Origin of the sequence: Gilliamella sp. wkB108 (assembly GCF_001690195.1) — a bacterium.
GTDB lineage: Bacteria > Pseudomonadota > Gammaproteobacteria > Enterobacterales > Orbaceae > Gilliamella > Gilliamella apicola_L.
In genome coordinates this window covers 109,153-128,998 of sequence record NZ_LZGM01000078.1, presented here as the reverse complement: position 1 = coordinate 128,998, position 19,846 = coordinate 109,153, and the positions used below count along the sequence as shown (strand labels likewise).

Below are 19,846 nucleotides of genomic sequence, written 5' to 3'. Positions count from 1 at the left end.
CCTGAAACATCTTGACAAGATTATTACATAAAATCACATCAAAAAGTAATTATTTTAGCACTGAATTAATTGTTTCTGCTACTCTTTGAGTAGAATTTACAATAGATAAACTTTTTGCTTTTATTGCCATTTCTACTAGTTTGTCCCTATTTAAATTCGACAGTAAGTTGAATAATACTTCAACATTAAAATCTGGTTGTTCTACAATACTTGCCGCACCAATATCGGCTAATGATTTTGCGTTCCAAAATTGTTGGCGGTCTTTATGCATAAAAGGAACAAAAATAGCACCGATCCCGACTTCTTCTATTTCACTAACGGTCAAAGCACCACTTCGACATATCACTATATCAGCCCAACTGTAAGCATAAGCGACATCTGCGATAAATTCTGTTACTTGATTGTTAGTCATGTCACAATCTTTATAAGATCCTATAACGGCCTCAAGCATTCCCTTACCTGTCTGATGCCATACAATATACTTATCGGATAATTTAGTTATCACTTGAGGCACAATATCATTTATTACTTTAGCCCCTTGACTTCCTCCCATTACCAGAACTCTTATTGGTCCTTGGCGATCTTTAAATCTTTGGGTTGGTTCTGGTACCTTTAAAAGATCGCTGCGAACCGGATTACCAACCACTTCAGCTTTTGGAAATGCGGTGGGAAATGCTTGCAAGACTTTTGTGGCAATCTTTGCTAACCATTTATTGGTTAAGCCCGCTACACCATTTTGTTCATGAATTACAATAGGAATACCTAATGTTTTAGCAGCAATTCCACCCGGCCCAGAAACATAACCGCCCATACCTAAGACAACATCTGGGCGATAGGTCTTTAAAATTTTTCTTGCTTGCAATACAGCTTTTAGAATTCTATAAGGTGCTTTTAAGAGTGCAAACATACCTTTACCGCGTAAACCTGATATTTCGATAAAATCAATTTCGATACCATTTTCAGGAACTAAATGCGCTTCCATACGATCAGCGGTGCCTAACCATCTGACTTGCCAACCCTGTTGCATTAAGTAGTGCGCTACAGCTATACCTGGAAAAACATGTCCACCTGTTCCCCCCGCCATAACTAATAATTTCTTCATTATTTTATTGACCTTATTCTTGCTTGCGCTTGTTTTTGTCTAAACTCAAAATCGATTCTAAGTAATATTGCTACAGCAATACTCATCACAATTAAACTTGAACCACCATAACTAATAAATGGTAATGTTAAACCTTTGGTCGGTAACATCCCTGATGTTACACCCACATTCACAAAAGTTTGAAATCCAAACCAAATACCTATTTCACAGGCTAGATAACCTGAAAATTGTGAACCTTCATTTAACGCCCGATAACCGATTGCCAATGCCTTAAATGTTAAGAAAAACAGTAGTAACAGTAAAGCAATGACACCAACATACCCATATTCTTCAGAAATAATTGAGAAGATAAAATCGGTATGGCATTCTGGTAAATATCCTAATTTTAGGATCGAATTTCCCATTCCTTGCCCAAACAATCCACCACTACCAATTGCCATTAATGATGCTACTAACTGATAACCTGAACCAGTAGCATCTTGCCACGGATCAAGAAATGTTAATAATCGGGTTAAGCGATAAGATTCGAAAAGAATCAAACTAACTACGGCTGTTATACCCGTTGATAAAATAGCAATAAACTGCCATAACTTAGCACCTGCAATAAACAAAATGCCTATAGTAACCGTAAATAGAACAATAACCGTTCCTAAATCAGGTTGTAATAGTAACAGAGTAGATAAAATAGACATGATAGTCATGGGTTTAAAAAATCCCCAGAAACCACTTTGAACTTCATCAGACTTACGTGTTAAATAACTCGCTAAAAATAAAAATAATGATAATTTTGCAAGTTCAGCTGGCTGAAAATTAAATACACCTAATGGGATCCAACGCGATGCACCATTGATTGACGAACCAATACCTAATACAGCAACTAACATGATAAGCGTCAGAATCAATAACGTGGTACCAAACTGTTGCCAACGTTGCATTGGAATATATAACGTTATACACATTAAAAAAAGAGATATACCCAACTGAATTATTTCACGCTGAGTATAGAAAAAAGGGTTACTTTCACTAAATGACATAGAAGCCGATGTGACCATCATTAGACCAAATATCATTAAACCAATTACTACCCAAAGTAATTGGTTATCAAATGGGATATGGGGATTAACTTGTTTTTTAATCCAAAAAAGACTCATTGTTCACACCTTTGAGAAAATTGCTCAGCCAATAATGCAAATTGTTTGCCTCGTTCAATATAGTTTTTATACTGATCTAAACTTGCACAAGCAGGAGAAAGTAAAACGACATCACCTGAAACTACTTTTTGGGCAATCATTTGCATTGCTTGAGCAAGCGTCTCAGTCATACTTGTAATGTTGGGTGCTAGCTTAGCTAGTAGTTGGCGATCACGACCAAAACAGAAGATTTCAAGATTTCTATTCTGTAAATAAGGTAATAAGGGTGAAAAATCTGCTGATTTACCATCTCCGCCTAATAATAAAAATAACTTGCCTTGACATATAACACTTTTTAAAGCGGCTTCCGTACTACCTACATTGGTTGCTTTTGAATCATTAATCCATTGCACTCCATTTTTTTCAAAGACTAACTCAAATCGATGAGGTAAACCGTGAAAATTAGCAATGGTTGTTAGACTCGATTGTCTAGCGATCATTAACTTGTCAGCTATAGCTAAAGCAGCTAATGCATTTAGATAGTTATGACAACCCGTTAATTGCATTTGCTTAGTTGTCAATACCGGTTGTTCATTGGCAATCAAGCAGTCATAACCTTCACTTATGTGATAATCACCATGATGTACGCCAAACGATAATAAATCTGTATGATGATCAGTTGGTAAAGTCAACTTATCATCATAATTAATCAAACAATATTTGGCATTATGATAAATACGTTGTTTAGCTTGCACATATTGCTTTAAACCAAGTGGATAACGATCCATATGATCTTCTGAAATATTTAATATAGTGGCAACAGTTGCTTGCAAACTGTTAGTGGTTTCTAACTGAAAACTCGATAATTCCAGCACATACACATCACAATCTTGAGTTAATAATGTTAATGCAGGTTGCCCTATATTGCCGCCAACCCCTACTTTTATACCGGCAGCTTTAATTATTTCACCAACTAAAGTTGTAACGGTTGTTTTACCGTTAGCTCCTGTAATTGCAACAATTTTTTTGTCAACTTGTTGATTGACCTCACGGCAGAAAAGCTCAATATCGCCTACAATTTCAATGCCTTTTTCAGCTGCTTTTTGTAACTCAGGGGTTGATAATGCAATTCCGGGACTAGCCACAATTAAATCAGCTTCAAGTAGCCAATTGATATTTAAACCACCTAAGTGATGAGCAACCCGTTTATCTAATTGTTCTAAGCCTGATGGTGATGAACGCGTATCAATAACTTTAGGAATAACGTTTTGAGCAAGAAAATAGTCGACACAAGAAAGCCCTGTAATGCCTAAACCGATAATAACGACATTTTTTCCCTGATAGCTAATCATGATTTAATCCTGCTCTAATTTAATTAACGTAATTTCAATGTTAATAAACCAATTAATACTAACATCAATGAAATAATCCAGAAACGTACGATCACTCGTGGTTCAGGCCAGCCTTTCAATTCATAATGATGATGAATTGGTGCCATACGGAATATTCGTTTACCCCGTAACTTAAATGAGCCAACTTGCAAAATAACCGATAAGGTTTCAATGACAAAAATTCCACCCATTATTAATAATAAAAATTCTTGTCGTAATAAAACGGAAATAATACCCAAAACTCCACCTAATGCCAGAGATCCTACATCCCCCATAAAGACCATTGCTGGATAGGTATTGAACCATAAAAATCCTAGTCCTGCGCCAATAATAGCCGTACAGACTATCATTAGTTCACCACTAAATTTAATATAAGGAATATGTAGATAAGCAGCAAAATTGACATTACCTGTTGCCCAAGAAACTAGTGCAAATCCTGCTGCAACAAATACTGTAGGCATAATAGCAAGTCCGTCTAATCCGTCCGTTAAATTAACCGCATTACCCGCTCCCACTATCACAACATAAGTGAGTAAAATAAAGACTAATCCTAACTGAGGCATGATATCTTTAAAAAATGGCACAACTAATACCGTCACAGAACTATCTTTGCCGTAAGCATAAAGACCGAATGCGACAATTAAAGCTATCACTGATTGCCAAAAATATTTCCATCTAGCGATTAAACCTGCACTATTTTTACGGATCACTTTTAAATAATCATCGGCAAATCCAACAATACCATAACCAATTAACACAAATAGGGTTACCCAGACATAAGGATTACGGAGATCTGCCCATAAAAATACAGCTAATGAAATTGATCCAATAATCAACGCACCGCCCATGGTTGGTGTCCCTTTTTTACTTAAATGTGATTCGGGGCCATCATTTCTAACCACTTGACCAATTTGGAGTTTTTGCAACCAATCTATTACTTTCTGTCCCATTAGTAACGAAATCGTTAATGAAGTTAACAAAGCCAAAATAGCTCTGACCGTTAAATAAGAGATAACATTAAAAATGGTAAAATATTTAACTAAATATTCTGATATCCACACCAACATAATTTTAATCCTGACTCACTTTAAGTTGTTTAATTGTAATTTTTCTACTATTTCTTCCATTTTAGCACTACGTGAACCCTTGACGAGCATGGTCAATATTGAATGCTGATGTAATAGTGTTAATAAGTAATTTACTGCATCTTGCTTATTAACAAAATGATGACCAACATGACTATATTGGCTAACAAGTTGACTTAATTTACCTACACTAACCACACAATCAAGTTTTTCTTGTTTGGCAAGTTCGCCTATTTGTTGATGACATTTTTCGGCATCAGCGCCTAATTCAGCCATATCCCCTACTACAAATACTTTAAAACCTGGTTGATTAGCTAACACTTTGATTGCAGCTGTCATGGAACCGACATTGGCATTATAGGTATCATCCCAAATTAATTGAGTTTGATTTAATTTTATTGGATATAACCGACCTTTTACTGGTTGTAACGTTGCTAAACCTTGCTTAATCTGATTGAAGTTGGCTCCTACAGAAATAGCTAATGAAGATGCAGCTATGGCATTAGCAATATTGTGTTGTCCAACTAATGGTAACGTTATTTCACAATCACCTTGTGGTGTGTGTAATGTAAAATAGGTATTTTCACTGACTTGAATATTGGTCGCATAAAAGTCAGCCGATTGTTTATCTAATGAAAAAGTCCAAACTTTTTTACCTTTTAAAGTAGTGATCCATTTATCTGAACAACTGTCCAAATTAATAATAGCGACACCATCTTTTGGTAAACCTTGAAATATTTCCCCTTTGGCTGTAGCTACACCCTCAAGTGAACCAAAACCTTCAATATGTGCTTGAGCGATATTATTAATCAATGCACTTTGCGGTTTTACAATATTAGTAGTATAAGCAATTTCACCAATATGATTAGCACCTAACTCAATTACTGCATACTGATCTTGTGGAGTTAAACGCATTAAAGTAAGTGGCACACCGATATCATTATTAAAATTGCCTTGAGTATAGAGTGTTTGTCCACAATGTTGTAAGATTGCAGCGGTCATCTCTTTAACTGAGGTTTTACCTGAAGAGCCTGTCAGTGCAACAACCTTAGCTATACTTTTTTGGCGAATGAAGGAGGCTATTTGCCCTAGTGCCAAACGAGTATCAGTGACAACAATTTGCGGTATTAATCCATCAAGCTTTCGATTTACAAGTACTGCGATAGCACCATCTTTGATAGCTTGATGTGCAAATTCATGCCCATCAAAATTATCACCTACTAACGCAATAAAAAGTGAATTCTTAGTTATTTTACGCGAATCAGTGCTTATCGAATCAACCATTACCGTTTCATCGTTAATATTGTAAGATTCACCTTTAACTAAGGTTTTAATTTGTTTTATCACTAATGGAATCATGATTGATTCTCTACTCCTAAAAGCTGTTTCACTGTTTCTTGATCTGAATAGTGATGTTTTGTTTTACCGATAATTTGATAATCTTCGTGACCTTTTCCTGCAATTAAAATCACATCTTTAGCATTAGCTTGGGTAAGTGTTTGGCTAATGGCTTGGATCCTATCGGTGATCACCTGTACTTTTTTACTATCTGGTAAACCGTGCAAAATGTCCTGAATAATTTTCATTTCGTCTTCAGTTCTCGGATTATCATTGGTCAGAACTACTTTATCGGCAAATTGCTCAGCTATTTGCCCCATTAATGGCCGTTTACCGCTATCCCTATCACCACCACAACCAAAAATCACCCATAAAGAGCCTTTACAGTGAATTCGACTTGCTTGTAACGCTTTTTGCAGTGCATCAGGGGTATGGGCATAATCAACAATGACTGTAGGACTATTTTTAGTATGTAAGACTTCCATTCGCCCACAAATTGGCTTAAGAAATGAAGCCATATTAGTTACAGCAAAAAAAGGAAAATTAAGTGTTAACAATGTGGCTAATGACAATAGAAGATTTGAAACATTAAATTCACCTAATAATCGACTATGAAGAAGAGTATTTCCCCAACTTGATTCCATATGAATTTTAGCCCCTTTATCATGATATTCAATCATCGAAACACCAACATAAGGTTTGTTTAATGCTTTTAATTGACGTAGTGATTTGGGTTGACATGAAACTACCGTTACTTGGTCTAGTTTAGCAATCCAACGTCTACCATAACTATCATCATAATTAATGATCGATTTACCTGAATTAACAACTTGTTTTTCTTTTTCTTCGGGACTAAATAATGACCATTTTACTTTAGCATACTTACTCATGGTTTTATGATAATCGAGATGATCACGACTTAAATTAGTAAAGACGGTTGCAACTAAACTCAAGCCTTTGACGCGATTCATTGCTAGTCCGTGTGAAGATATCTCCATTGAAACGACTTTAACTTGTTTTTTTACAAAATCATTTAATAATGTTTGTATATCAACTGCCGATGTGGTGGTATTAATAGATGGCTCTAAATGATTATAAATGCCATTACCAATAGTTCCCAAAATAGCGCTCTTTTCATTCAACAATGTAGTACATTGCGCGATAAGTTGTGTGACAGTCGTTTTACCATTTGTACCTGTTACACCAATAACCGATAATTTTTTAGAAGGAGATTGATAAAAATCATTGGCAATATTAGATAATCGTTTAGATAACTGAAATATACTTATCTGAGGTACCAGCTTATTATCTTGTTTGATATAGGTGATCTTTAAATCATTTGATTTTCTATTTGTTTCAACTAAAACGGTAACTGCTCCCTGTGAAATAGCTTGAGGAATAAAAGTTTTTCCGTCAACAGTCATACCTTGGATAGCGACAAATACATCGTTTTTATTCACCATTCGACTATCTATACGTAAGTGGTTAAGAGGAAAATCTTTCGATTCCAAATTATCTCTTCCCCCTAACAAACGGAATAATGTTTTAAATGTAGATGTTGCCATCATTTACCACCTATTAATAAATAATCATTTGACCATCAACTTGCCGATCAGGTTGTACGTTCATTGTTCTCAGCACTCCCCCCATAATACGACTAAATACTGGTGCCGAAACTGACCCACCGTAATATTGACCCGCTTTCGGATTGTCAATAACTACAACTAGCGAATATTTAGGTTTAGTCGCCGGAGCAATACCTGCGGTATACGCTAAATATTGATTAACATAACGTCCACCTAATAGCTTTTTAGCCGTACCTGTTTTTACACCAACGCTATATCCCGGAACTGAAGCTTTAGTACCTCCACCAGTAACCGCTACCGCTTCCATTAAATGAACGACAGTTTTAGCTACTTTTTCAGGTACGACTCGTTCACCTTCAACCGGTTCTGTTACCTTGACAATTGAAACTGGTCGATAAATACCATAACTTCCAATAGTTGCATATGCTCTGGCAAGTTGCAGTGGTGTTACACTCAAACCATAACCAAAAGCAAATGTTGCACGTTCAATATCAGCCCATTTGCGATTTCTATCAGCCGCAATCGAGCCACTTACCTCACCACCTAAACCAAGCCCAGTAGGTTGTCCTAATCCAAAGCGACTATAATATTCAACAAGATCATTAGATTGCATTTGCAAAGCTAATTTACTCACCCCAACATTACTGGATTTTTCCAATATACCCGCTAAATTAAGCGCTTTTTGATATGACACATCTTTAATTTCGTAACGATTTACATAAAATGGTCGTGTATCAATAATTGTATTTAAATCTGCAATTTTCTTTTCTAAAGCAGCCATAACAACTAACGGTTTAACTGTTGAGCCGGGTTCAAATGCATCAGTCACAGCCCGATTACGTAATAAGTTATAATCGATTGATGAGCGATTATTTGGATTATAAGATGGACTGGTTGCCATCGCTAAAATCTCTCCAGTATGCACATCAATTAAAACCGCTGTTCCACTATCTGCTTTATTAAACTCAACTGCTTGGCTCAGTTCGTTATATACCAATGATTGTAAACGTTCATCGATACTTAATACTAAATCTGAGGCAGTTTCACTGTCGGTTCGCTCTATCTCTTCGATTACTCGACCTAATCGGTCTCGTCGTACAATTCGTTGTCCCGACTCACCTATTAACCATTTATTAAAACTCTTTTCTATACCTTCTGAACCGGTTTCTGTGCCGTTATTGTCAATATCAGTTAATCCAATTAACTGCGCAATATTTTCCGCTGCGGGATAGTAACGTTTAGAAGTTTTAGCAAACGCGATTCCTGATAACTTTAATTTTTTTAAATAATCCGCTATTGTTGGTGTTATTTGTTTAGATAAATAAACAAATCGCATTGATGGATTACTTAATTTTTCTTGGAGTGTATCCATAGGTATATTCAGCGTTTTTGCCAAACTTTGCCAACGTATATCGTCTGAATTTACTCCACCTTTTTGAACCACAATTTTAGGATCTGCCCACACATCAAACATTGGTACACTTACTGCTAATGCACGACCATTACGATCAGTAATCATTGCTCTTGGAGCATCCATATCTTGATGACGGATTGAGCGTTTATTACCCTCCGCAATCAATTTATCTGGTTCAATAATTTGTAATATCGCCAATCTGACAATTAAACAGATAATAGCGAAAATAATAAAACCATATACAATATAAAAACGATTAGGCGTAAAAAACTGTTTTTTAGTATTTGTTTTATTTACTTTATTAGTTTTTGTAAGCTTTTTAACTTTATCTTTCTTATTTTTAGCAATTGGCTTCATTATTTACTCTTTATCACAATAACCGTTTCATTTTGTGGTGTAACATAATTCATACCTAATTGATTCTTCGCTTTTTCTTCTACCCGTCTAGGATCTGCAAGCACATTTTCTTCAATTACTAAATTTCGCCATTCACTTTCTAAAACATCTTGTTCTAATAAAAGTTGTTCACGTTCAAATAATTGTTTACGAACTTGTTGCGTAGTAATTAATACAGCAACAGCCGAAATAACAATAAGTATTAGCAAAAATAATGAAAATTTTTGATGTCCAAGTAAATCACCAATAATTATTTTAAATAGACTTTCATTTGATCTTCTTTGATTATCGATATCAACATAAGCATCATTTTGGTAATTATCATTACTTTCATTAATATTCATTTTTTCTTTCTGCTATTCTTAATATTGCACTCCGAGATCTTGGGTTATTATCAATTTCTACAGTACTGGGTTTAATTTTTCCTAGCGACTTTAATTTAGCTTGTCCATATTGTTTAATTTGCTCTTCTGTAAGTGGTAAACCTACAGGGATCTCTGGACCTTTACTCTGCTTGCTAATAAATTGTTTTACTATCCGATCTTCTAAGGAATGAAAACTAATTACGGCTAATCTTCCTCCATCGGCAAGCATAGCTAAGCTACCATTTAAGGCTTGTTCTACTTCTTCTAATTCGCTATTAATATAAATACGTATTGCTTGAAAACTTCTTGTTGCCGCATGCTTATACTTATCTTTTTTTGGTGTAGCCTTTTCAATTAGGTTAGCTAATTCCAATGTCCTTGTTACAGGTGTTATTTTATTTTGTTCAACAATTGCGTGAGCGATACGTTTAGCAAATTTTTCTTCACCAAAAGTCTTAAGCACCCATGCAATATCTTCTTCATCACTGTTTTGTAACCACTCGCTTGCTGTCATACCTTTGTCAGTATTCATACGCATATCAAGGGGTCCATCACGCATAAATGAAAATCCTCTTTGCGGATCATCTAATTGAGGAGATGACACACCAAGATCTAATAAAAAACCGTCAATCTTTCCCGATAATTTTAAATTATCAATATATTGACACGCTTTCGAAAATTCACCGCGAACAAAAGTAAACCTAGGATCTTCAATTTGTGCAGCGACCTGCTGAGCTCGTTCATCACGATCGATAGCAATCAACCGTCCTTGTTCGCCAAGTTGTTCAAGTATCAGACGAGAATGACCTCCTCGTCCAAAAGTTCCATCAACATAAATGCCATCTTTTTTTATATTTAATGCTGTTACAGCTTCAGCTAACAAAACTGTTTTATGCTGATAAATCATCTATCTTTTACTCTTTTAAATAGTCAAACTTTTCAGATTTTCTGATAAGTTTTCGATATCCGCAGGTAATGCGGCTATATCATCATTAATTTGTTGATACCAAATTGCTTCATCCCAAATCTCAAATTTGTTTGATTGACCAACAAACATAGTATGTTTTTCTAATTTTGCATATGTCCGTAGTGTGGATGGTAATAAAATTCGTCCCGTATTATCCATTGGGCATTCTGTTGCATAACCTAATAATAATCGTTTAATTCGACGTTCAGCCTCAACAATCGTTGATAAAGTCGAAAGTTGTTGTTCAATGCATTTCCATTCAGACATAGAATAAAGTGTCAGGCACGGATGATATAATCCAATCGTACAAACCATGCCTTCAGACAAAGATTCTCGATAACGAGTTGGAATAGCCATTCGCCCTTTACTATCTAAATTGACTGTAATTGCACCACTAAACATGAAAGCACCGTTATTTATAAATTTTTATTATTTTTTAATTGAAAAAAATCAATCAATTAAATAACTCATACATTTTCACCACTTAACACCACTTTTTACCACAAAAGTTACAAAAATAATAGGTATTTGATTAATTAATTTGTAACTCATTTTCAAATAGACATTTATCTGATTTTAAGAAGTATGTATTTGGATTATACAAACTAAAGTAAATTAAGATAATATATTGATTTTTTGATATTTGATGAAATTAAGATATGAATGAACAGCTATTAACTTTAAAAAGCGTTACTAGGTGTAACCAACAAATTTATGTTTGAAAATAGATTTAATTAAGAAGTTGTATTTAAGATCTCTTGCCGACATAGGTCGGCAAAATAGATTCAGTTATGCTTGTGTCCAAAACCCTAAAACATTAACTTTTTCTTGCTTTAAAATCGCTCGAATTGGCATTTTGGTCACATTATTACCTTTTTTTGCTTGTTCTAGCACATTCAATTTACTTTGACCAATTAAATGTAGATAAATATTATTGCTATCTAAAATCGTTGGTAATGTTAATGTAATACGGTCAAGTGGAGCGGTTAATGGTGTCATACCAACAACCTTTTTGCCTGATTTCATATCTAGCCCGGCAGCTAAATTGCTTGCGCCAGGGAAAAGAGATGCAGTATGTCCGTCTTCTCCCATACCTAAAATTAACACATCAAATGGCAATGGCATTTTAGTAGTTAAGATTTCATCTGTTATTGCAGAACCATCAAATGGATTATCACAACTATTTTTTAATCCAATAAAATTGGCCAATTTTGCTTTATTTTGTAATAAATAGGTCATCACTAACTTTTCATTACTGGCGTCGTTAGTGTCATCAACCCATCTGTCATCTACTAAGGTGATAAACACTTGATTCCAGTCTAAATCTTGCTGACTTAACAAAGTAAATAATGGAATCGGTGTGTTACCTCCCGATACGGCTAATGATGCATGCCCTTTTTGTTCAATAGCTTGTTTTAACTCACGGACTATATGTGCGCTTAAATCTTCTATTAATAATTGACTATTTGCATATTTGTTTAATGTAAACATGTTTATGTTTCCTTATTCAAATTCGTGCCAAGAATACCCATCTTTAGTTATCAATGCAACTGAGGCTACAGGTCCCCAAGTTCCAGCTTGATATGTTTTTGGCGATTCATGATCTGCATTCCATGCATTGATAATTGAATCAACCCATTTCCATGCTGCTTCAACTTCATCACGGTGTACAAATAATGCTTGACGTCCTCGCATAACTTCGAGTAACAAGCGTTCATAAGCATCAGCTCTATGTTGATGAAAAGTTTCACTAAAACTTAAATCAAGTTTCGTTGTTTGTAAATTGTGGGTACTGTCTAGACCCGGTACTTTATTTAAAATTTCAATATCCATACCTTCATCAGGTTGCAAACGTATTGTTAATTTATTTTGTGGTAATTCAAGATATGATTGACTAAATAGGTTAAGTGGTAATGGTTTAAAGTAAACAACGACTTCAGAACATTTACTTGGTAAACGCTTACCTGTCCTTAAATAAAATGGTACTCCAGCCCAACGCCAATTATCAATATCAACTCGAATAGCTACAAAAGTTTCAGTATTACTCTCTTTATTTGCTCCGTCTTCTTCTAAATATCCCGGGACATTAATGCCATTAACAAAACCTGCGGTATATTGACCACGGACTACTTTTTCACGAATATTATGTTTATCAATCGGTCGAAGTGCATTTAATACAGCTATTTTTTCATTACGTAAGCTTTCGTCTTCAAGATTTGACGGTGGAGACATTGCAATCATAGTCAAAATTTGTAATAGGTGATTTTGCACCATATCACGCATTTGCCCTGCTTTATCGAAATATCCCCAACGACCTTCAATACCTACTTGCTCAGAAACCGTAATTTCAACATGATCAATAGAATTGCGATCCCAAAATGAAGCAAAAAAAGTATTTGCAAAACGTAAAGCGAGTAAATTTAGAACTGATTCTTTACCTAAATAGTGGTCAATACGATAGACTTGTGATTCATTGAAGTATTTAGCAACCGAATCATTAATTTCACGAGATGATTGTAAATCTGTACCCAATGGTTTTTCCATTACTATCCGATTCTGTGCTTGATTTAAGCCTGCTTTAGCTAAACCTTGGCAAATAGTACCAAAAGTTCCTGGATGCATTGCAAAATAGAAGATCGCCGGATGATTTTGATTAAGTTTAAGCTTTAAGCCATCAAAAGCGGAAGTATTATTAACATCCAATTTATGAAAGTTCAGCCGTTGACTAAAGCGTTGCCAAATTTCATCATCTAATGGTTCTGACATAAATGTGGTTAACGCATCTTTCGCCACTTCACTATAAGCTGCATGATCCCAATCCGCACGACCTACACCTAAGATTTTGGTTTCTTCAGGTAGTTTTCCATATTTTTCTAATTGATACAAAGACGGTAATAATTTACGTCTTGTTAAATCCCCTTTAGCGCCAAAAATCACTAAATCGCAAGCTGGGATATCAGACATGGTTTTCTCCTAAAATGAGATAAAAAGAAATTAATCTATTATGTTGGATTATAAGTATACATCCAGTTAATTGTATAAATTATAATAATAGGTATTTGCTATATTTTGCTACTGAATGGAAAAAACAAAAGGTCACCTTTTTAGGCGACCTTTTTGTTTTAAGCTGTCATGGATAACATTTCAACGAATAAATAAACTATACGCGTACAAAATCCATATGAACTAATTTTGGTTTAAATGGGTGACGTTGTACTGCTTGTACCTTAACTTTAACAGCTTTGCCGTCAACTTTAATAGTTAACACATCAGAATAAAATTCTGGTTTTTCTTGCATATTAAAAACTTGGTTGTGATCAAGCACAACAGCAACTGCAGGTTCAGTTCCACCATAAATAATAGCTGGGAATTGACCAGCGTGACGCAGGCGGCGGCTCGCACCCTTACCATGCTCTTTTCTAACTTCTGCATTTAATGTAAACATGTTTATTTCTCTTAGTTATTTAAAATAAAAACCAATCACAGGCGACCCAGTAGTTGGTTATCAAATTAGTGCTTTAAAAAGCGTGAGGAATTATAAAGGGTTCTGTTGGTAAACGCAATCAAATAATCAGTTTATCATTGATATGCAAGCTATTGACTGCGTTTATAATTTTAGAATATTACATTAATTCTATTTTAAAACCAAACGCTGTCTTTTGTGTTGCTGATAACTTTAATGCCTGATTAATACAGCCCGTTTCGACACAAACCATAGATTGATATTCTTCATCGGCAAAATCGACCATTGATTTTGCTTTATCTATCCATGGATTCCAAGTAACAATATCACTAGAATGGGTGTTGGTGAGTTGAATTGTTCTTTTACCGTCGGTGATTGTAATTACATTGTTTGCATTCGTATAGATACGATCTACTTCTTGATTAATAGTAAGTTGACCAGCAACAGTAGGTTCATTAACAGTTGCTAAACGTTCTTGATAAGTATCGCCTAGACCTTTAATAACAACATGATCAATGTTATCAACACCAAAATAGGTATGCAATGCGCTTGTTGCTTCAAAATCACCTTGACAGCTCAGTGTCACTTGACAAGTTTTTCCTAGCTTAATGGTCAACCAAGCATTAAAAGGTTTTGAAAAAAACGACGCTGTTTGTGGATTGTTAGTTAATGACAAAATTAACTCAACCCCTGTTTCATCTTCTTTATATGAATCTAAATTCCAGTCAACTATACGTGCAAAACCATGCATAGGATCACCCAACTTTCCAAACCACGGCCAACAAACTGGCACTCCACCACGAATAGCTTTTCCTTTTTTAAAAACAGCTTTTTTACTCAACCAAATTACTGGCGTAGATTCGGTAACTGGCTGCCAAAATAATAGGTGTGCGCCTTGTAACGAAATAGCTGCTGTACAAAGTTTGTGTTTGATAACTAAAATAGGCAACTCGCCAAATGTAGACTGTTTAATAGATGAACTTAATGATTTTTCTGATAAATTGTTATCTAAAATATCTTTGAAAATACTCATGCTTTCTCCTACAAAATAAAAATAATTGTAATCAATATCAAAAAATTACCGCTGATTGTACGCCGTTTGTTTGAAATATAAAAACACCAATAGATGTAAAAAAGCTTTTTTTATTAATTTGAGGTAATATACCGCGTTGTTTTGATCACTAACCAATGAACAATTATATTTTTTGTAAAAATCTTTCAGGAAAGGCATATGTTTAAGTATAAAATACCCATAAGTTTGTATATCCATATGCCATGGTGTGTGCATAAATGTCCTTATTGTGATTTTAATTCACATACGATAAAAAACACACCAGATTACAATACTTATATTTTTCATTTAATCAAAGATTTAAAGCAGGATAGCGTGCTTTGTGCCGATCGAACGATACACTCAGTTTTTATTGGTGGCGGTACACCTAGTTTGTTCACTGCTGAACATATCGATCAGCTGTTATCTGCCGTTAATCAGATAATGCCTATTGAAAAAAACGCTGAAATCACTATCGAAGCGAATCCAAATTCTGTTGATGTTGAGAGATTTAAAGGATATCAACAAGCTGGCATTAATCGAATTTCAATCGGTGTGCAGAGTTTTCAAGCTGATAAGCTTGCAATATTGGGACGAGTACATAATCCACAAGAAGCTGTAACCGCAGCTAAACTCGCGCATACTTTGAATTTACGTAGTTTTAATTTAGATTTGATGCACGGTTTACCCAATCAAAATGTAGATGATGCTTTGTTTGATTTACAGCAAGCAATCAATCTGAATCCACCACATTTATCTTGGTATCAATTAACGATTGAACCAAATACATTATTTGGTTCAAAACCACCTGTTCTCCCTGATGATGATAAACTCTGGGAAATTTATCAACAAGGACAGCAGTTGTTAAGCAAACAAGGTTACCAACAATATGAAACATCTGCTTATGCTAAATCAGGTTTGCAATGCAAACATAATTTAAATTATTGGCGTTTTGGTGATTATTTAGGTATTGGTTGTGGTGCGCATGGCAAAGTGACACAATCCGACGGTAAAATTATTCGTACAGTAAAAACACGCCATCCTAAAGGTTATTTAGAAGGGCGTTATTTGCAAAAATCCTATACAGTGCCTAAAGATGAATTACCTTTTGAATTTTTTATGAATAGATTCAGATTATTCGAACCAACACCAAAAAGAGAATTTGAACAACGTACTTTTTTGCCAATAGAAATAGTTGATAAACAAATAGCCATTGCTATTGAAAAAAATTATTTATATGAAGATAGAGAAAATTGGCAAATAACCGAAAATGGAAAATTATTTCTGAATTCACTCTTAGAGATTTTTTTATAGGAAAAAAGCACGATAACCTAAAAAAACAATGCTACGTTATCGTTTACAGTTATTTAACACATTCGATACAAACAATTTAACCTATCATTGAGGTCCACTTACATACATTTATCAATAAAAAGTGCATACTGTACATAGCAATGTTTTTTTCATTGTTTTCCTATTCCTTATTTTTCCCCAATAACTTTTGTTATTGGGTTTTTTATGCTTTGAATTTAAGTTGATAAGAAAACAAATTTATGACTTTGACTTCATGGAGTTATGAGAAAGAAATTTCTCAAGTTCAATTAATGTAGACGTTCCTTCCATCGGACCTTTTTTAGAGACAGCCAGTGCGCCACTTACATTAGCATATTGTAACGCTTTTTCCACCGAAAATCCTGCTAACATTAGACTGACAAAAGTTGCAGCAAAACAGTCCCCAGCGCCCGTCGGATCAACGAAGTTTGTCAGATAACCATCCACATGGATCGATTTATAATTATTTTGTTCATCATATCCATAATAATTAGCACCTTTTGCACCGGCTTTTACTACGATATGCTTTATCCCTTTTTCTAGCAAAGCTTTCATGGTTTGCTCTTCACTTTCACCATTGTTGTGAGCAAAATAACTGACTTCATTTTCACTTGGTAAAAAGATATCAGTATATTCCATTATATAATCAAAAGATTGTTCCATTTCTTGAATATCAAACATCTCTTTACGTAAATTAGGATCAAAGGAAATTGTTCCTCCTTTATTTTTAATAATATCTAATGCCTTTCGCATCGCATCAATAGCACGAAATGAATAGAGTGAGGAACCCATTACATGTAGATGATTACAATCTTTTAATAAATTCTCGTTGATATGATTAAATGAAAGTAAACCACAAGCACTATTTGGAATATTAAAAATAAAGTCCCTTTCGTCTTCACCTTTATAAGTAACGAAAGCACTACCGGTATTTGCCTTTTTATGAGAAGTGATACCCTCAGTAATTACTCCATCTTTTTCCAGCCGGTTAATGCACATTTTGCCAAACGCGTCTTTACCTACACAGCTAAAAAATACGACTTGGAAACCTAATTTTGCTACCTGATCTGCAAATATTGCTGGAGCGCCACTTGGGAATGGGCCGATAAATTCACCGGTTTGATCAAAACGTTGATTTTGTTCTTTAGCCAAAAATTCGACTAGCAACTCGCCAATAGTGCAGATTTTAAAACTCATATTATGCCCCTGGTACATTATGATAGGTCACGCAATATTTGTTAACAGCAAGTTGTTTAAAATCAGAATCTAATAGTTGTTGGTGATATTCAGTAACAGCAGGCCTTGATAAGATCATCACGTCCATGTGTTTTAATTTTCCAATACTATTGTTATTGTAATAAACAACTCTTTGCGACAAAATTCCAATAGTATGATCAGCATTCTTAAGCATTTGTTGGTAAGTCTTAAGTTGCTCCATATTTTCGATAATTAATTGGTTATCTGTGTTAATAGCAGCTAATTCAACGATGAAATGTGAAATATGCAGTTGGTTCAAAAGAACATTAATGGCTTCATGGTTTTGTAAAATATTCCCTTCAAGTAAAACACCACCCACAAGAATCACTTCAGCATCCGAAAACTCTTTAACGAGCTGAGCATTACTAATATCATTCATAATGAGTTTTAGTGATTTTTTGTTATGCAAAAAAGGGATTAGTTTTCTAATCAAATTACCATGACTTAAAAAAATGGTGTCACCATCATTAATATAACTTAAGCAGTTTTTTACTAAATTAATATCACCAATGTCATCAGCAGTATTGCTATTATTTGAAGCTACAATATGAGTATTATTTACGGTACCTTCAGGTGAAATATATATAGCTCCGCCAAAAGAGCGTTTTAAATACCCTTGTTGTTCTAAGTATGTTAGATCTTGTCGAATAGTTACATTTGAAACCCGAAGCAAGTCAGACAATTCATCAACTTTAATTTCACCTTTTTTTCGGACTATTTCGGCAATATCTAAACGACGTTTTAATAAGGCTGAAGATGCTCTAGCCAATTTTTATTTCCTATATTACAGATAAACATTAAACAGTAATATTAAAATTTATCATCCAAGCGATCAATAACAAATAACAATGAATATTCGATCTTTCTAATTATTTTATTGCAGTTAATATTCGTGATTATTCTCATTAGTTAATTATACAGTTAACAGTCAAAATCAAACTTTAGCAATAAAATTATTTTTTTTAAAAAATTAAAGTCAATTTTTGTGATCTTGGTCACGCTATTAATACTAGAATAACTTTCGTTTAGCAAGCATAATTACAAAATAAATCTTTCGAATCGAAAGTTAAAAAGGTTTCTAAAATTGACAAAAATTAAGGAGAAGTCATATGTCGATTATTTCAAGTCACAATATGCTAAAAAAAGCTCAAAAAGATCATTATGCGGTTCCTGCCTTCAATATTCATAATTTAGAAACCATGCAAGTGGTTGTTGAAACTGTTGCCGAACTACAATCTCCAGTGATATTAGCGGGTACACCTGGTACTTATAGTTATGCAGGAACTGAAAATATTATAGCCATTGCTGATGAACTCGCTAAAAAACATCATGTTCCATTAGCGGTTCATTTAGATCACCATGAAGAATATGAGGATATTGTGTATAAAATAGATGCCGGTGTGCGTTCTGTTATGATCGATGGTTCACATTTAGCTTTTGAAGATAATATTGCTTTGGTTAAACGCGTTGTCGATTATGCTCATCGGTATGATGTAAGTGTTGAAGCTGAATTAGGTCGTCTTGGCGGTATTGAAGATGATCTGGTTGTTGATGCTAAAGATAGTTTATATACCAATCCAAAACAAGCTGTTGAATTTATTGAAAGAACAGGCATTGATTCATTAGCTATTGCTATTGGAACAGCTCATGGTCTTTATAAATCTGAACCAAAACTAGACTTTGAGCGCCTATCGGAAATACGTAGTATCGTAGAGATCCCGCTTGTGTTACATGGTGCATCAGGCGTACCTGATAAAGATGTGCGCGAATGCATTAAACGTGGTATTTGTAAGGTAAATGTAGCCACTGAATTAAAAATTGCTTTCTCTGACGCGCTAAAACAATACTTGATAGAACATCCAGATGCAAATGATCCTCGCCATTATATGAAACCCGCCAAAGCAGCCATGAAAGACATTGTGAAAAAAATTATCACTACATGTGGATGTGCAGGGAAATTATAGAGAGC

18 protein-coding genes are annotated in these 19,846 nt (G+C 34.5%); 2 read left to right on the top strand and 16 right to left on the bottom strand.

What is annotated here, in order from left to right:
* Nucleotides 1-49 precede the first annotated feature (49 nt).
* The 14 genes from murG to A9G11_RS08400 form a co-directional block, all read right to left on the bottom strand.
* Complete coding sequence (murG, locus tag A9G11_RS08465) at nucleotides 50-1,102, bottom strand: undecaprenyldiphospho-muramoylpentapeptide beta-N-acetylglucosaminyltransferase (protein WP_065619173.1); 1,053 nt, start codon at nucleotides 1,100-1,102, stop codon at nucleotides 50-52.
* Nucleotides 1,102-2,253 (bottom strand): cell division protein FtsW, encoded by a 1,152-nt coding sequence (gene ftsW / locus A9G11_RS08460; RefSeq protein WP_065619172.1) that lies wholly within the window; start codon nucleotides 2,251-2,253, stop codon nucleotides 1,102-1,104. Before ftsW ends, murG begins: the two co-directional genes overlap by 1 nt.
* Nucleotides 2,250-3,584 (bottom strand): UDP-N-acetylmuramoyl-L-alanine--D-glutamate ligase, encoded by a 1,335-nt coding sequence (murD, locus tag A9G11_RS08455; RefSeq protein ID WP_065619171.1) that lies wholly within the window; start codon nucleotides 3,582-3,584, stop codon nucleotides 2,250-2,252. The genes ftsW and murD overlap by 4 nt, the downstream gene beginning before the upstream one ends.
* Before the next feature lie 23 nt (nucleotides 3,585-3,607).
* Nucleotides 3,608-4,690: a phospho-N-acetylmuramoyl-pentapeptide-transferase gene (gene mraY / locus A9G11_RS08450; RefSeq protein WP_065619170.1), complete on the bottom strand. Its 1,083-nt coding sequence runs from the start codon at nucleotides 4,688-4,690 to the stop codon at nucleotides 3,608-3,610.
* A 15-nt stretch (nucleotides 4,691-4,705) separates the two neighbouring features.
* Nucleotides 4,706-6,067 carry a UDP-N-acetylmuramoyl-tripeptide--D-alanyl-D-alanine ligase gene (gene murF / locus A9G11_RS08445; protein WP_065619169.1) on the bottom strand — a complete coding sequence of 454 codons (1,362 nt, stop codon included), beginning with the start codon at nucleotides 6,065-6,067 and terminating at the stop codon, nucleotides 4,706-4,708.
* Nucleotides 6,064-7,611, bottom strand: coding sequence for a UDP-N-acetylmuramoyl-L-alanyl-D-glutamate--2,6-diaminopimelate ligase (murE, locus tag A9G11_RS08440; protein WP_081298490.1), 1,548 nt, complete (start codon nucleotides 7,609-7,611; stop codon nucleotides 6,064-6,066). Before murE ends, murF begins: the two co-directional genes overlap by 4 nt.
* Nucleotides 7,612-7,624: 13 nt before the next feature.
* The gene (gene ftsI / locus A9G11_RS08435) at nucleotides 7,625-9,403 is read right to left on the bottom strand and encodes a peptidoglycan glycosyltransferase FtsI (RefSeq protein WP_081298489.1); all 1,779 of its coding nucleotides are present in this window, start codon (nucleotides 9,401-9,403) and stop codon (nucleotides 7,625-7,627) included.
* Entirely contained in the window at nucleotides 9,403-9,786 is a 384-nt protein-coding gene (ftsL, locus tag A9G11_RS08430) for a cell division protein FtsL (RefSeq protein ID WP_081298488.1), read from the bottom strand. The genes ftsI and ftsL overlap by 1 nt, the downstream gene beginning before the upstream one ends.
* Nucleotides 9,776-10,714 (bottom strand): 16S rRNA (cytosine(1402)-N(4))-methyltransferase RsmH, encoded by a 939-nt coding sequence (rsmH, locus tag A9G11_RS08425; protein WP_065619168.1) that lies wholly within the window; start codon nucleotides 10,712-10,714, stop codon nucleotides 9,776-9,778. Before rsmH ends, ftsL begins: the two co-directional genes overlap by 11 nt.
* Before the next feature lie 15 nt (nucleotides 10,715-10,729).
* Complete coding sequence (mraZ, locus tag A9G11_RS08420; protein ID WP_065619167.1) at nucleotides 10,730-11,176, bottom strand: division/cell wall cluster transcriptional repressor MraZ; 447 nt, start codon at nucleotides 11,174-11,176, stop codon at nucleotides 10,730-10,732.
* Nucleotides 11,177-11,563: 387 nt separating this feature from the next.
* Nucleotides 11,564-12,265, bottom strand: a complete 702-nt coding sequence (pgl, locus tag A9G11_RS08415; protein WP_065619166.1) for a 6-phosphogluconolactonase — start codon at nucleotides 12,263-12,265, stop codon at nucleotides 11,564-11,566.
* A gap of 12 nt (nucleotides 12,266-12,277) precedes the next feature.
* Nucleotides 12,278-13,738, bottom strand: a complete 1,461-nt coding sequence (gene zwf, locus A9G11_RS08410; protein ID WP_065619165.1) for a glucose-6-phosphate dehydrogenase — start codon at nucleotides 13,736-13,738, stop codon at nucleotides 12,278-12,280.
* 196 nt (nucleotides 13,739-13,934) lie between these two features.
* On the bottom strand, nucleotides 13,935-14,219 hold the full coding sequence (gene rplY, locus A9G11_RS08405; RefSeq protein ID WP_065619164.1) for a 50S ribosomal protein L25: 285 nt from the start codon (nucleotides 14,217-14,219) through the stop codon (nucleotides 13,935-13,937).
* Between the two features lie 178 nt (nucleotides 14,220-14,397).
* Nucleotides 14,398-15,270 (bottom strand): D-hexose-6-phosphate mutarotase, encoded by an 873-nt coding sequence (locus A9G11_RS08400; RefSeq protein WP_065619163.1) that lies wholly within the window; start codon nucleotides 15,268-15,270, stop codon nucleotides 14,398-14,400.
* 198 nt (nucleotides 15,271-15,468) lie between these two features.
* Between A9G11_RS08400 and hemW the strand changes: the two genes are divergently transcribed.
* Nucleotides 15,469-16,602 carry a radical SAM family heme chaperone HemW gene (gene hemW / locus A9G11_RS08395; protein WP_065619162.1) on the top strand — a complete coding sequence of 378 codons (1,134 nt, stop codon included), beginning with the start codon at nucleotides 15,469-15,471 and terminating at the stop codon, nucleotides 16,600-16,602.
* A 237-nt stretch (nucleotides 16,603-16,839) separates the two neighbouring features.
* Here the strand turns inward: hemW and A9G11_RS08390 are convergent, their stop codons facing one another.
* Together A9G11_RS08390 and A9G11_RS08385 are read right to left on the bottom strand one after the other, a co-directional pair.
* Nucleotides 16,840-17,817, bottom strand: coding sequence for a sugar kinase (locus A9G11_RS08390; RefSeq protein ID WP_065619161.1), 978 nt, complete (start codon nucleotides 17,815-17,817; stop codon nucleotides 16,840-16,842).
* 1 nt (nucleotide 17,818) lies between these two features.
* Complete coding sequence (locus A9G11_RS08385; RefSeq protein WP_065619160.1) at nucleotides 17,819-18,646, bottom strand: DeoR/GlpR family DNA-binding transcription regulator; 828 nt, start codon at nucleotides 18,644-18,646, stop codon at nucleotides 17,819-17,821.
* A 340-nt stretch (nucleotides 18,647-18,986) separates the two neighbouring features.
* On the opposite strand from A9G11_RS08385, the gene A9G11_RS08380 reads away from it, so the two are divergent.
* Nucleotides 18,987-19,841 (top strand): tagatose bisphosphate family class II aldolase, encoded by an 855-nt coding sequence (locus A9G11_RS08380; protein WP_065619159.1) that lies wholly within the window; start codon nucleotides 18,987-18,989, stop codon nucleotides 19,839-19,841.
* Nucleotides 19,842-19,846: the final 5 nt, after the last annotated feature.

Excerpts from the sequence above, each read along its gene's own strand:
- pgl (WP_065619166.1), bottom strand. The coding sequence starts at position 12,265 with ATGTTTACATTAAACAAATATGCAAATAGTCAATTATTAATAGAAGAT.
- ftsW (WP_065619172.1), bottom strand. The coding sequence starts at position 2,253 with ATGAGTCTTTTTTGGATTAAAAAACAAGTTAATCCCCATATCCCATTT.
- murD (WP_065619171.1), bottom strand. The coding sequence starts at position 3,584 with ATGATTAGCTATCAGGGAAAAAATGTCGTTATTATCGGTTTAGGCATT.
- mraZ (WP_065619167.1), bottom strand. The coding sequence starts at position 11,176 with ATGTTTAGTGGTGCAATTACAGTCAATTTAGATAGTAAAGGGCGAATG.
- ftsL (WP_081298488.1), bottom strand. The coding sequence starts at position 9,786 with ATGAATATTAATGAAAGTAATGATAATTACCAAAATGATGCTTATGTT.
- rplY (WP_065619164.1), bottom strand. The coding sequence starts at position 14,219 with ATGTTTACATTAAATGCAGAAGTTAGAAAAGAGCATGGTAAGGGTGCG.
- A9G11_RS08390 (WP_065619161.1), bottom strand. The coding sequence starts at position 17,817 with ATGAGTTTTAAAATCTGCACTATTGGCGAGTTGCTAGTCGAATTTTTG.
- A9G11_RS08400 (WP_065619163.1), bottom strand. The coding sequence starts at position 15,270 with ATGAGTATTTTCAAAGATATTTTAGATAACAATTTATCAGAAAAATCA.
- murG (WP_065619173.1), bottom strand. The coding sequence starts at position 1,102 with ATGAAGAAATTATTAGTTATGGCGGGGGGAACAGGTGGACATGTTTTT.
- rsmH (WP_065619168.1), bottom strand. The coding sequence starts at position 10,714 with ATGATTTATCAGCATAAAACAGTTTTGTTAGCTGAAGCTGTAACAGCA.
- murE (WP_081298490.1), bottom strand. The coding sequence starts at position 7,611 with ATGGCAACATCTACATTTAAAACATTATTCCGTTTGTTAGGGGGAAGA.
- mraY (WP_065619170.1), bottom strand. The coding sequence starts at position 4,690 with ATGTTGGTGTGGATATCAGAATATTTAGTTAAATATTTTACCATTTTT.
- A9G11_RS08380 (WP_065619159.1), top strand. The coding sequence starts at position 18,987 with ATGTCGATTATTTCAAGTCACAATATGCTAAAAAAAGCTCAAAAAGAT.
- hemW (WP_065619162.1), top strand. The coding sequence starts at position 15,469 with ATGTTTAAGTATAAAATACCCATAAGTTTGTATATCCATATGCCATGG.
- zwf (WP_065619165.1), bottom strand. The coding sequence starts at position 13,738 with ATGTCTGATATCCCAGCTTGCGATTTAGTGATTTTTGGCGCTAAAGGG.
- murF (WP_065619169.1), bottom strand. The coding sequence starts at position 6,067 with ATGATTCCATTAGTGATAAAACAAATTAAAACCTTAGTTAAAGGTGAA.
- ftsI (WP_081298489.1), bottom strand. The coding sequence starts at position 9,403 with ATGAAGCCAATTGCTAAAAATAAGAAAGATAAAGTTAAAAAGCTTACA.